This is a genomic window from Hydrogenophaga sp. YM1 (assembly GCF_016903055.1).
Lineage (GTDB): Bacteria > Pseudomonadota > Gammaproteobacteria > Burkholderiales > Burkholderiaceae_C > Hydrogenophaga > Hydrogenophaga borbori.
In genome coordinates, this window is sequence record NZ_CP070223.1 from 4,067,477 (window position 1) to 4,079,932 (window position 12,456).

The following is a 12,456-nucleotide window of genomic DNA, read 5'->3' on the forward strand; positions in this document are numbered from 1 at the left end:
TCCTACAAGCGGGGTCCGCGCATCGGCGCCGTCCTACAGCCGCGCGGCGATCCGCCCGACAGCGCGCGCGGCCCCGGCTTCCTACAGTGGCTTCACGGCTGGCGCAGCGCGCAACGGCCGACGCCATCCCCCCGGATGGCGCTAAGCAACCCGCAACCCTCAAGGAGCCAACACATGAACTGGGATCGCATCGAAGGCAACTGGAAACAGGTCAAGGGCAAGATGCTCGAGCAGTGGGGCAAGCTCACCGACGACGACCTCGACGTCGTCGCCGGCCGCCGCGAACAGCTCGCCGGCAAGATCCAGGAGCGCTATGGCTGCGCCAAGGACGAGGCCGAGCGCCAGGTGGCCGCGTGGGAGCGCACCGTGAGCGACGACTGGTTCGACCCCCCCGGCAGCGGCACGCGCCGCCCGCACTGAGCGGCCGCCAGCCCCGACCCCATTCACCCTCCCGGCCGGCCTTCGGCGCCGGCCCCCGAAAGGAATCACCATGAAACCCAGCACCCGCTACACCGCCCTTGCCGCCGCCGCCCTCGCCTCCCTGGCGCTGGTGGCCTGCGGAGAACGCGAAGACGCCACCGTCGGCCAACGCATGGACAGCGCCGTGAACGAAGTCCAGCAAGCCGGCCGCGAGATGCGCGATGACGCCCGCCAGGCGGGCCAGGACATGCAGGCGGCCGGCAAGGAAGCCACCGACACCATCGCCCGCGATGCCTCCGACGCCGCCATCACCGCCAAGGTGAACGCCGCGCTGGCCGCCGACGATCAGCTGAGCGCGCTCGCGATCGACGTCGACACCACCAACGGGCAGGTCGAACTGAAAGGCACGGCGCCCACCGCCGCGGCCCGCGACCGCGCCACCACGCTGGCCCAGGCCGTGCAGGGCGTGGTGAAGGTCGAGAACCGCCTGACCGTCCAGGCCAGCTGATCACCCACCCCACCAGGAGATGTCCATGATTGCCACCCGACTCACCACCGCCGTGTTCGCCGCCGCGGCCGGCCTGGCGCTGATCCAGGTCAGCGGCTGCTCGGTCGCGCGCGACCAGCAGACCGTGGGCGCCTACATCGACGACGCCACCATCACCACCCGCGTGAAGGCGCGTTTCGCCGAGGACCCGGCGGTGAGCGCGATGTCGCTCAACGTCGAGACCCTGAACGGCACGGTGCAGCTCTCGGGCTTCGCCAAGTCCGAGGCCGAGCGCAGCGCCGCGGCCCGCCTGGCCAGCAACACGCCGGGGGTGAAGTCGGTGCGCAACGACATCGTGGTGCGCTGAGCGGGGCGCGCCCCCCGGCGCCTCCCCGCCGGCCCCTGTAGGAAACCTCCTACAACACCATCAGCGGACAGGAAGCCCGGGGGGCGCGCGAACACGGCATCATGGCTGTGCCCGCGCGCCCGTTCCCTTTTCGCGGGACCTTCGCCCGCCCAACGTTTCCGCCTGCCCCGTGTCACCGCTTCGCACTTTCATCGTCGAGGACAACAAGGTCATCTACGACAACCTGGTGTCCACCCTCCAGGAACTGGCCAATGTCGAAGTCGTGGGCCATGCCCGCAACGAGACGGAAGCGGTGAACTGGCTCACCGGGGCCGGCGGCATGGGTGAGGCCGAAGGCGATCGCTTCGACCTCATGATCGTGGACATCTTCCTGCTCACCGGCTCCGGCCTGGGCGTGCTCAAGGCCGCGCAAGACGCCGGCCTGCCCGGGCGGCGGGTGGTGCTCACCAACTACGCCACGCCCGACATCCGCAAGCGCTGCGCCCAGCTCGGGGCCGATCGCGTATTCGACAAGTCCTGCGAGCTCGAGGACCTGATCAGCTACTGCGAGCGCATCTCCGACGGCACCGCCACCGCCCCGGGCGACCTGCACTGAGGCGCGGCGGTCATGCCGACCCCCCGCCCCCGCCCTTGGCGCCGCGCCCACTGGCGCGCCGCCCGGTGGCACATGCCGCTGAGCGTGGCCCTGGCCGTGCTGCTGGCCGTGGGCGTGTTCGCTGGCGCCGAATGGACCTACCAGCGCGCGCTCGACTCCCTGGTCAACCTGGGCGGGCGCGACACCGCGCGCAACGCCCTGCAAACCGTGATGCGCCGCCTGCTCGACATCGAGTCCGCGCAGCGCGGCTACCTGCTCACCGGCCGCGCCGCGTACCTGCAGCCCTACCAGGCCGCGCGCGCCGACCTCGGCAACGCCATCGGCCGCCTGCATGAGCACTACCGCACCGACCCCGAGCTTGCGCGGCTGGTGGACACGCTGGAGGAAAAGTCGCTGCAGAAGGTGTCCGAGGCGGCCGAGACCATCGCCCTGTACGACGCCGGCTCGCACGCCGCCTGGCAGGGGTTGGTGCTCACGGACATCGGGCGCGAAAAGATGGAGGCGGTGCGCCGCGTGGCCGACGTGCTGCTGGCCACCGAAGAGCGCCGCATCGCGGGCGAGCGCGCCGCCATCTACCGCACGCTGGAGGTGGGCCGCCTCAGCGTGCACGGCCTGGCGCTGCTGAGCCTGCTGGCCTACATCTTTTTCCTGCGCAACAACGCGGCCCTGCAGGCCAGCCAGGTGACGCACGCGGCCCAGCTGCGGGCGGAGCGCGACGCCTTCGAGCAGCAGGTGCGCCAGCGCACCGAGGAGCTGGCCCTGCTCAACCTGGGCCTGCAGGAAATGCGCGAGGGCGAACGCGGCGGCCTGGCGCGCGCCTTGCACGATGACCTGGGCGCGCTGCTCACCACGGCCAAGCTCGACCTGACCCGCCTGCGCCACGCCCTGTCCGCGCCCAGCGCCGACGTGAGCGCGCGCCTGCAGCACCTGAGCGCCACGCTCGACCAGGGCATCGAAACCAAGCGGCGCCTGATGGAAGGCCTGATGCCCTCGGCGCTGCAGAACCTGGGCCTGCAGGCCGCGCTGGAGCAGCGCGCGGACGAGCTGCACCAGCGCACCGGCGTGGCGGTCGAACGCGATCTGCAGCCGCTGGAGCTCGACGCCTCGACGCGGCAGGCGCTGTTCGCCGTGGCCCAGGGCGCGCTGTCCAACGTGGAGCGCCACGCCGGCGCCAGCCGGGTGGTGCTGCGCCTGAGCGGCGAGGACGGCGCCATCGCGCTGTCCGTGGCCGACAATGGGCGCGGTTTCGCCGAGCGCGGCGGCTCCACCTCGGCCCTGGGCCTGCGCAACCTGCGCCACCGCATCGAGTCGCTGGGCGGCACCTTCACCGTGCGCAGCGCACCGGGCGACGGCACACACGTCGAGGTCCGATTGCCCGGGCGCGAACGCCCCACCGAGCCCACCGCCTTGCCCGAGGACCCACCCGCATGATCAAGTCGTCGATCGAACGCGTCGCCCGCACCCGCTGGGTCATGCCGCTCATCGTGGCCCTGGCCATCGTGGTCATGGCCATCAACGAGAGCAGCTACCAGCACTCGAACAACACGCTGCGACAGGGCATCGCCCTCACCGACGCCCGCATGCAGGCCGCGCGCACGCTGCAGGCGCTCACCGACGCCGAGACCGCGGCGCGCGCCTTCATCGCCAGCGGCAACGAAGGCGACCTGGCCAACTACCGCACGGCCATGCAGGACATGGCCGTCGCTCGGCCCGGCGCCTTCGAATGGCTGATCGCGCTCGACCCGCAACGCAAGGCCTCGATCGACAAGGTGCGCGAGCGCGTGGTGGAGCGCAACGCAATGCTGGCGCTGTGGGTGGAGATGACCGAGAAGGGCCAGAACACGCAGGCCCAGGTGCTGGCCAGCGGCGACCATGGCCGCCAGCTCTACGCCGACCTGCGCCAGGAGTTCGATGGCGTGCTGGAGCGCGCTGGCGCGGTGCAGGCCCGCGCGCGCATCTCGCTGCACGACGCCCTGCTCGTCAACCGCGTGGCGCTGCATGGGCTGGTGCTGGTCTCGCTGCTGGCGCTGAGCCTGTTCATGCGACAGATCCGCGAGTCCGACCAGCGCAAGGCCGAGGAGAACGAGCGCCTGGCCAAGCAGGTCGCCGTGCGCACCAGCGCGCTGCGCCACCTGGCCGGCCACCACGTGAACGCGCGCGAGGACGAGCGCGGGCGCGTGGCGCGCGAGCTGCACGACGAAATGGGCGGCCTGCTCACGGCGATGAAGCTGGAGCTGGCGCGCCTGCGCCGCGTGCCCGACCTGCCCGAGACGGCGAAAGAGCGCCTGGCCGGCCTCGAACAGCGCGTCAACGAGAGCATCGCGGTCAAGCGGCGCATCATCGAGCACCTGCGCCCGTCCTCCCTCGACCAACTGGGCCTGATCCCCGCGCTGGAGATGCTGTGCCAGGAGGCCGCCGGCCGGCTGGGCATCCCCGTGCACACCGAGTTCTCGCCGGTGACGCTCTGCAAGGACACCGAGCTCACGGCCTACCGGCTGGTGCAGGAGTCGCTCACCAACGTGCAGAAGTACGCCCAGGCGCGCGAGGTGTGGGTGAGGCTCGCGCAGAGCGGCGACGCCGTGCACCTCTCGGTGCGCGACGACGGGCGCGGCTTCGACATCGAGGACGTGCCCGCCGGCCACCACGGCCTGCTGGGCATGAACGTGCGCGTGGAGTCGCACGCGGGGCAGCTGCGCATCACCAGCGCCCCGGGCCAGGGCACCCTGATCGAGGCACGCTTGCCGGCAGCGCCCGCGGCCGAGCCGGCGGTATCGGAGTGAAGCGGCGCCGCGCCGCCGGTTCGAAGGGAGGCGTCAGCGCCAGCTGAGCGCGCTGGCCGCCGCGGTGCCGAGTTCCACCACGGCCTTCACGAAATGGCGCTCCCCATCGGACGGCGGGTGCGCCAGGCTGGCCGCCACCGCGATGACGACGGTACTGAGGTAGGCCAGGATGGCAAGGGCGGCGTGGCGCATGGGTCCTCCTTGGACGTCGGGGCTGCCGCGCGGCGCGCCCCCGATCGATCGCCAGCGCCACTGTAGGGACGCCGCGGCCCACGCCGCGCAGGACGGTGGCGGTTCGGCGTGTCGGCACTGTCCTACAAGGAGCACCCGGCCGTTCCGCGCTTGTAACCACGCGGAAATTTCTTCAGGGATAATGAAACCAAATTACATGCCCGCCGGTGTTCCGGCCCTTTCAGGAGACTGCACCCCATGGCTACGCGCGCCACCAAGATCGTTGCCACCCTCGGCCCTGCCTCCAGCGATCCGGCCCTGCTCGAGGCCATGATCCGCGCCGGCGTCAACGTGGTGCGGCTGAACTTCTCGCACGGCAAGGCGCAGGACCACATCGACCGCGCCGCGCTGGTGCGCGAGGCCGCGCAGCGCGCCGGCCGCGAGGTGGGCATCATGGCCGACCTGCAGGGCCCCAAGATCCGCGTCGGCAAGTTCGCCCAGGGCAAGGTGCAGCTGGTGCCGGGCGAGAAGTTCGTGCTGGACGCCGAGCGCACCGAACCCGGCGACGAACAGGGCGTGGGCCTGGACTACAAGGAGCTGCCGCGCGACGTGAAGCCCGGCGACACCCTGCTGCTCAACGACGGCCTGATCGTGCTCACCGTCAACGCCGTGCAGGGCCCGGCCGTGCACACCACCGTCAAGCTCGGCGGCGAGCTGTCCAACAACAAGGGCATCAACAAGCAGGGCGGCGGCCTCACCGCTCCCGCGCTCACCGCCAAGGACATGGACGACATCAAGACCGCCATGGGCCTGAAGGCCGACTACGTGGCGGTGAGCTTTCCCAAGAACGCCACCGATATGGAGTTGGCGCGCCAGCTCTGCGCGGTGGCCGGCGGCGGCCACAAGCCGGGTCTGATCGCCAAGATCGAGCGCGCCGAGGCCATCCCCGAACTCGCCAACATCCTCAAGGCCTCGGACGGCATCATGGTCGCGCGCGGCGACCTGGCGGTGGAGGTGGGCAACGCCGCCGTGCCGGCGCTGCAGAAGCACATGATCCGGCTGGCGCGCGAGATGGACAAGGTTGTCATCACCGCCACGCAGATGATGGAAAGCATGATCGTCAACCCCGTGCCCACGCGCGCCGAGGTGAGCGACGTGGCCAACGCCGTGCTCGACGGCACCGACGCGGTGATGCTCAGCGCCGAGACCGCCGCCGGCAAGTTCCCGCTGGAGACCGTGCAGGAGATGGCCGCCATCTGCCTGGAGGCCGAGAAGGCCGACCTGCACGAGCTCGGCGCCGATTTCCAGGGCAAGACCTTCACGCGCATCGACCACAGCATCGCCATGGGCGCGCTGTTCACCGCGCACCACCTGGGCGCCAAGGCCATCGTGGCGCTCACCGACTCGGGCTCCACCGCGCTGTGGATGAGCCGGCACATCGTGCGCACCCCCATCTACGCGATGACGCCCAACCTCACCACCCAGCGGCGCATGACGCTCTACCGCAACGTGCGCCCGCTGCTGATGGAAACCAACGTGGACCGCGACAACGCCCTGGCCGACGCCGAGGCGCACCTGAAGAAGCGCGGCATCGTGCAGGCCGGCGACGTCTACGCGATCACCGTGGGCGAGCCCATGGGCCAGCCCGGCGGCACGAACACGCTGAAGATCTGCCGCGCGGGCTGAGCCCGAGCCCCGGCGCTCAGTCGAACCGCATCGACACGCCGGTCACGAACATGGTGTCGGCTTTCTTGAGGTTGGTGCCGGGGTCGCTGTCGTAGCGGTGGTTCAGGCCCGCGGTCAGGTTCACGCGCTGCGTCATCGCCACCGTCAGGCCCAGGTCCAGCACAGCGCGGAACTTGCCCGAATCGCGCAGGTCCGGAAAGACCGAGAACTTCTGGCGGAAGCTGGTGGTGTCGGTGAGCTTGTGGCTGGACTCCTCCGACAGCACCAGCTCCAGGCGGCCGTAGGCCCCCCGCAATTCGTCGGCGATCACGGTGGGCGTGATGTAGCGGTCGTAGCTGTAGCCCAGGCCGCCCGAGATGTCGAAGAAGCCGGAGGCGTCGCTCCAGATGTGGCGGCCCACACCCGTGGCCAGCGAGTAGCGCCCCGAGATGTTCGCCAGCCGGTCGCGCATCAGCTCGCCCGAGCCGAAGCCGAACCAGTCGATGGAGAAGTCGCGGTTGTACTGGGTGCGCAGGCCATAGCGCTCCACGGTGTCCACGCCGTTGCTGCGGGCGCGGTCGGCCTTGGCGTCCCAGGTCCACTTGTCCATGCTGGTCTGGCGCGCGCCCTCGGCGGCCAGGTTCAGGGTCGCGGCGTCGTTGTTGCCGGAGGAGAAGTTGGCGCCCGCGCTCAGCAGGTAGCGCCACTGGCCGTCGGGTTTGAGCGTGACCTGGGCCTGAGTGAGCGCGGGCGCCAGCAGGGCGGCGGACGTCAGCGTCGCGATCAGGGGGCGGCGTGCCATGGCGGTTCCTTTCTTCTGCAAAAGCCTGAACGTGTGGCTTTGCACGCCCACAGTTCCCCATGGGGTTGTGACCATTGGTGACGACACGGCCTGGCAGGACCCGAAAGCTAAAATGGCGGGTTACACCACGGTTACCAACGATTCAACGGATAAAGGGGAATCCCATGGCGCTCGTTTCCATGCGCGAACTGCTCGACCACGCCGCCGCCAACAGCTACGGCATCCCGGCGTTCAACGTGAACAACCTCGAACAGGTGCAGGCCGTGATGGCGGCCGCCGACGAAGTGGGCGCTCCCGTCATCCTTCAGGCCAGCGCCGGCGCACGCAAGTACGCGGGCGAGCCCTTCATCAAGCACCTGATCCAGGCCGCGATCGAGATGTACCCGCACATCCCCCTGGTCATGCACCAGGACCACGGCCAGAGCCCCGACGTCTGCCAGGGCGCCATCAACCTGGGCTTCTCCTCCGTGATGATGGACGGCAGCCTGGAGGCCGACGGCAAGACCATCGCGAGCTACGACTACAACGTGGACGTGACCCGCAAGGTCGTCGACATGGCCCACAAGCTGGGCGTCACCGTCGAAGGCGAGCTGGGCTGCCTGGGCAGCCTGGAGACCATGAAGGGCGACAAGGAAGACGGCCACGGCACCGACGCCACCATGACGCGCGAGCAACTGCTGACCGACCCCGAGCAGGCCGCCGACTTCGTCAAGAAGACCCAGCTCGACGCCCTGGCCATCGCCATCGGCACCAGCCACGGCGCCTACAAGTTCACGCGCAAGCCCACGGGCGACATCCTGGCCATCGAGCGCATCAAGGAAATCCACCGCCGCCTGCCCAACACGCACCTGGTGATGCACGGCTCGTCCAGCGTGCCGCAGGAGCTGCTGGCCCAGATCAACCAGTACGGCGGCAAGATGAAGGAAACCTACGGCGTGCCGGTCGAGGAAATCCAGAAGGCCATCCAGTTCGGCGTGCGCAAGATCAACATCGACACCGACATCCGTCTGGCCATGACCGGCGCGGTGCGCAAGTTCCTGGCCGAGAACCCCGACAAGTTCGACGCCCGCGAATGGCTCAAGCCCGCGCGCGAGGCCGCCAAGCAGGTCTGCAAGCAGCGCTACATCGAATTCGGCTGCGAAGGCCAGGCCGGCAAGATCAAGGGCGACAGCCTGCAGGTGGTGGCCGCCAGGTACGCCAAGGGCGAACTGGCCCAGGTCGTGAACTGATCCCCCAACGCGCCCGAGGCGCTGACGCCACCGCTCGGCCTGGCCGACGGTGGCGTTTTTCTTGGGCGCGGCGGATCAGTCCTCCCAGTCCCCCGCCTGGATCGCCGCCACGATCTCGCGTCCCGTGCGCACCAGCGCCGGCGCGAAGTGCTCGTGCAGCAGCGCGCCCTTCAGGCGCGCGGCCGGCCCGCCCACGGTGAGCGACAAGGGCTCGCGACCATCGCCCAGGTCCACGCCGACGCCGATGGCGGCGATGTCCTGCTCCCACTCCGAGGCCGAGACCACGTAGCCGCGCGCCGCGTGATCGGCCTCGGCGCGGCGCAGGCCGGCCTCCCGTTCGGGCCAGCGCGCCGGGTCCTCGGCCCGCAGCCTTTGCGCCACGAGCGAGCGCATGCCCGGCGCCGAGGCGCACCACATCGCGCGGCCCATGGCCGTCTCGGCAAAGGGCAGGCGCGTGCCCACGTCCAGCCCCAGGATGAGGCGCGCCGTGCTGCGGCAATGCGCCACGTAGACCACCGAGGTGCCGTGCCGCACGCCCAGCGAGATGGCGGCCTGCGTGTCCTCGGCCAGCGTTTCCATGAAGGGCCGCGCCAGGCGCCCGATCTCGAAATTGGAGAGCACGCTGAAGCCCAGCGACAGCACCGCCGGGCTCAGCGCGTACTCGCCGGTGGCGGCGCGGTGGCGCAGATAGCCCAGGCTGGTGAGCGTGAACGTGAGGCGCGACACCGTGGCCTGCGGCAGGCCGCTGCGGCGCGCGAGCGCCTGGTGCGCGAGCCAGCGGTCGGCCGGGCCGAAGCAGCGCAGCAAGGCCAGGCCGCGCGCGAGCGCGGTGACGAAGCGCCGGTCTTGCGAGGGATCGGCCTCGTCGGGTGTGGGCGAAAGGGGGTGGCGCTGGCGTCCCATGGATCGGTGGCTTTCGTCTTATTCCGCTGATCGGAATTTAAGGCCCATCACCCACGAACAGGGGGCTCGATTTCCCTGAATCGCATTGACGCCCCGGTGGACCGCGCCGCATATTGATCGCACACGGATTGTTTTTCCGATCAGCGGAATATCAAAGCTTCATGCGCCCGCTCGCCGATCACTGGCCGCCCGGTCTGCCGCGCCCGCTCGCGGCGCCGGAGGCCAACGTCTTCCACAACCTGGAGGCCTCGGCCGCGCGCCACCCGCACAAGCCCTTCACCGTCTACTACGACACGCCGCTGAGCTACGGGCGGGCCCTGCGCGAAGCCGAGCGCATCGCCGCCTTCCTGGAGCAGCGCTGCGGCGTGCGGCCCGGCGACCGCGTGCTGCTGTGCCTGCAGAACAGCCCGCAGTGGGCGCTGGCCTTCTACGGCATCCTGCGCGCCAACGCGGTGGTGGTGCCGGTGAACCCCATGAACCGCGTGGCGGAGCTGCGCCACTGCGTGAACGACAGCGGCGCGCGCGTGGCCATCGCCGCGCAGGACCTGCTGCCGCAACTGCGCCCCCTGCTGGCGGACGGCGCCAGCGCCGACGGCACCGGCCTGCAGCACGTCCTCGTCGCCACCTACAGCGACCACCTGCGCGAGCCCACCGAACTGCGCGTGCCCGACTTCGTGCGCGCGCCGCGCGAGCCGCTGGGCGACCATCCCGCCCTCGCCGCCTGGGCCGACGCGCTGGCGGCCGGGCTCACGCCGGGCCCGCTCACCGCCGGCCCCGACGATCTCTGCGCCATGCCCTACACCTCGGGCACCACCGGCCTGCCCAAGGGCTGCATGCACACCCACCGCAGCGTGATGGCCACGCTGGTGGGCGGCGTGCGCTGGTTCGGCACCACGCCCGACGCGGTCTGCCTCGCGGTGCTGCCCTTCTTCCACGTCACCGGCCTGTCGGGCAGCCTCAACGGGCCGCTGTACGCGGGCGCCACGCTGGTGGTGCTCTCGCGCTGGGACCGCGAGGCCGCCGTGCACTGCATGCAGCGCTACGGCGTCACGGTGTGGCAGGCCATCGCCACCATGGTGATCGATTTCCTTGCCCAGCCGGACCTGGAGCGCGTCGACCTCTCCCGCCTGGGCTGCGTGCGCGGCGGCGGCGCGGCCATGCCCGACGCCCTGGCCGCACGGCTCAAGGCCCTCACCGGCCGCGACTACATCGAGGGCTACGGCATGACGGAGGCCATGGGCGCCACCCACATCAACCCGCCGCACCGGCCCAAGCCGCAGTGCCTGGGCCTGCCGGTGTTCGAGGTGGACGCCCGCGTGATCGACCCCGAGACCGGGGCCGAGCGGCCCGTGGGCGAGACCGGCGAAATCGTGCTGCGCGGCCCGCAGGTGATGCAGGGCTACTGGCGCCAGCCGCAGGCCACGGCGCAGGCCTTCATCGAGATCGGCGGCCAGCGCTTCCTGCGCACCGGCGACCTGGGTCACGTCGACGAAGAGGGCTACTTCTTCATGACCGACCGCCTCAAACGCATGATCAACGCCAGTGGCTACAAGGTCTGGCCCGCCGAGGTGGAGGCGCTGATGTACCACCACCCCGCCATCCAGGAGGCCTGCGTGATCGCCGCGCGCGATGCGCGGCGCGGCGAGACGGTCAAGGCCCTGGTGGTGCTGCGCCCCGGACAGCGCGGCCGCGTGAGCGAGCAGGACCTGATCGACTGGGCGCGCGGCCGCATGGCCGCCTACAAGAGCCCGCGCATCGTCGAATTCGTGGCCTCGCTGCCCCGCTCGGGCAGCGGCAAGGTGATGTGGCGCGAACTGCAGGAGCAGCAGGCCGCGCGCGACGCCGCCGCGCCCCCGTGATCCCCCGCGCCGTGCGCTGCGCGGCACCCATCGCCATCCGGCAAACCACCCGCAAGGAGACAAGACGATGACCCGCCCGACAGAACACGCCCCGACCCTGCGCCGCCGCAGCCTGCTGCTGGCCGGCGTGGCCGCCAGCGCCGGCGCCGCCCCCTGGGTCGCGGCCCAGGCGCAGGCCTACCCCAGCCGTCCCATCACGCTCATCATTCCCTGGCCGGCCGGCGGCTCCACCGACCGCCACCTGCGCACCCTGGCCGAACTCGCCAGCAAGCACCTGGGCCAGGCCATCACCGTGGAGAACCGCCCCGGCGCCGGCGGCACCCTGGGCCCCAGCACCATGGCGCAGACCGCCAAGCCCGACGGCTACACCATCGCCCAGTTCCCGCTGGGCCTGCTGCGCATGCCGCACATGCAGAAAACCAGCTGGGACCCGCTGAACGACTTCACCTACATCATCGGCGTCTCGGGCTACACCTTCGGCCTCACCGTCAAGGCCGACTCGCCCTACAAAACCTTCAAGGACTACATCGAGGCCGCGCGCCAGCGCCCGGGCGAGATCAACTACGGCTCCACCGGCACCGGCAGCAGCCCGCACCTGCTGATGGAAGAGCTGGCCGGCAACGCCAAGGTCAAGCTGGTGCACGTGCCCTTCAAGGGCAACGCCGACCTGCAGGCCGCCCTGCTCGGCGGCCACGTGATGGCCCAGAGCGACGCCAGCGGCTGGGACAAGTACGTCGACGCCGGCCAGATGCGCCTGCTTGTCACCTTCGGCGAGCAGCGCACCCAGCGCTGGCCCGAGGTGCCCACCGCGCAGGAGCTGGGCTACGGCGTGGTGTCCACCTCGCCCTACGGCCTGGCCGGCCCCAAGGGCATGGACCCGGCCGTGGTCAAGGCCTTGCACGACGCCTTCAAGAAGGCCATGGACGAGCCAAAGCACATGGAGGTGCTGGCCCAGCTCAACCAGGCCGTGTGGTACCGCAGCGGCGAGGACTACAAGAAGTGGGCCGGCGAGACCTTCGCCAAGGACAAGGCCCTGATCGAGCGCCTCGGACTGGCCGCCAAGTGAGGGCCCGGGTGGGGCATTGCCCCGGCGGTCGCGCCAACTTGCGATAATCCGGCCGAACTGCGCAAGGCCCGTTGAGCGTTCAACGGGCCTTTTTCTTGCCTTCGACTCCTAC

The 12,456-nt window shown here is 70.6% G+C and carries 13 protein-coding genes; 10 read left to right on the forward strand and 3 right to left on the reverse strand.

The features are described from left to right. Nucleotides 1–174 precede the first annotated feature (174 nt). The 6 genes from JNX00_RS19165 (at nucleotide 175) to JNX00_RS19190 (ending at nucleotide 4,649) form a co-directional block, all read left to right on the forward strand. Nucleotides 175–420 (forward strand): CsbD family protein, encoded by a 246-nt coding sequence (locus JNX00_RS19165; RefSeq protein ID WP_070399488.1) that lies wholly within the window; start codon nucleotides 175–177, stop codon nucleotides 418–420. 70 nt (nucleotides 421–490) lie between these two features. After that, entirely contained in the window at nucleotides 491–928 is a 438-nt protein-coding gene (locus JNX00_RS19170) for a BON domain-containing protein (protein ID WP_204743268.1), read from the forward strand. Nucleotides 929–953: 25 nt separating this feature from the next. Continuing rightward, nucleotides 954–1,274, forward strand: a complete 321-nt coding sequence (locus JNX00_RS19175) for a BON domain-containing protein (protein WP_204743270.1) — start codon at nucleotides 954–956, stop codon at nucleotides 1,272–1,274. A 169-nt stretch (nucleotides 1,275–1,443) separates the two neighbouring features. After that, nucleotides 1,444–1,869, forward strand: coding sequence for a response regulator (locus JNX00_RS19180; protein WP_204743272.1), 426 nt, complete (start codon nucleotides 1,444–1,446; stop codon nucleotides 1,867–1,869). Between the two features lie 12 nt (nucleotides 1,870–1,881). Next, nucleotides 1,882–3,300 (forward strand): CHASE3 domain-containing protein, encoded by a 1,419-nt coding sequence (locus tag JNX00_RS19185; RefSeq protein ID WP_204743274.1) that lies wholly within the window; start codon nucleotides 1,882–1,884, stop codon nucleotides 3,298–3,300. Next, nucleotides 3,297–4,649, forward strand: a complete 1,353-nt coding sequence (locus tag JNX00_RS19190; RefSeq protein WP_070399483.1) for an ATP-binding protein — start codon at nucleotides 3,297–3,299, stop codon at nucleotides 4,647–4,649. The genes JNX00_RS19185 and JNX00_RS19190 overlap by 4 nt, the downstream gene beginning before the upstream one ends. A 33-nt stretch (nucleotides 4,650–4,682) precedes the next feature. Here the strand turns inward: JNX00_RS19190 and JNX00_RS19195 are convergent, their stop codons facing one another. Next, nucleotides 4,683–4,841, reverse strand: coding sequence for a hypothetical protein (locus JNX00_RS19195; RefSeq protein ID WP_204743276.1), 159 nt, complete (start codon nucleotides 4,839–4,841; stop codon nucleotides 4,683–4,685). A 237-nt stretch (nucleotides 4,842–5,078) separates the two neighbouring features. Between JNX00_RS19195 and pyk the strand changes: the two genes are divergently transcribed. Then, nucleotides 5,079–6,506: a pyruvate kinase gene (pyk, locus tag JNX00_RS19200; protein ID WP_070399482.1), complete on the forward strand. Its 1,428-nt coding sequence runs from the start codon at nucleotides 5,079–5,081 to the stop codon at nucleotides 6,504–6,506. 16 nt (nucleotides 6,507–6,522) lie between these two features. On the opposite strand, the gene JNX00_RS19205 is transcribed toward pyk, so the two are convergent. Further along, the gene (locus tag JNX00_RS19205; protein ID WP_204743278.1) at nucleotides 6,523–7,287 is read right to left on the reverse strand and encodes a DUF481 domain-containing protein; all 765 of its coding nucleotides are present in this window, start codon (nucleotides 7,285–7,287) and stop codon (nucleotides 6,523–6,525) included. A gap of 164 nt (nucleotides 7,288–7,451) precedes the next feature. Between JNX00_RS19205 and fba the strand changes: the two genes are divergently transcribed. Next, on the forward strand, nucleotides 7,452–8,516 hold the full coding sequence (gene fba / locus JNX00_RS19210; protein ID WP_070399480.1) for a class II fructose-bisphosphate aldolase: 1,065 nt from the start codon (nucleotides 7,452–7,454) through the stop codon (nucleotides 8,514–8,516). A gap of 75 nt (nucleotides 8,517–8,591) precedes the next feature. On the opposite strand, the gene JNX00_RS19215 is transcribed toward fba, so the two are convergent. Further along, on the reverse strand, nucleotides 8,592–9,419 hold the full coding sequence (locus JNX00_RS19215; RefSeq protein WP_070399479.1) for an IclR family transcriptional regulator: 828 nt from the start codon (nucleotides 9,417–9,419) through the stop codon (nucleotides 8,592–8,594). 161 nt (nucleotides 9,420–9,580) lie between these two features. Here JNX00_RS19215 and JNX00_RS19220 point away from each other — a divergent pair, with 161 nt between their 5' ends. Beyond that, nucleotides 9,581–11,278 (forward strand): long-chain fatty acid--CoA ligase, encoded by a 1,698-nt coding sequence (locus tag JNX00_RS19220; RefSeq protein ID WP_204743280.1) that lies wholly within the window; start codon nucleotides 9,581–9,583, stop codon nucleotides 11,276–11,278. A gap of 67 nt (nucleotides 11,279–11,345) precedes the next feature. After that, nucleotides 11,346–12,344, forward strand: coding sequence for a tripartite tricarboxylate transporter substrate binding protein (locus JNX00_RS19225; protein ID WP_070399477.1), 999 nt, complete (start codon nucleotides 11,346–11,348; stop codon nucleotides 12,342–12,344). The last annotated feature ends 112 nt before the right edge of the window (nucleotides 12,345–12,456 follow it).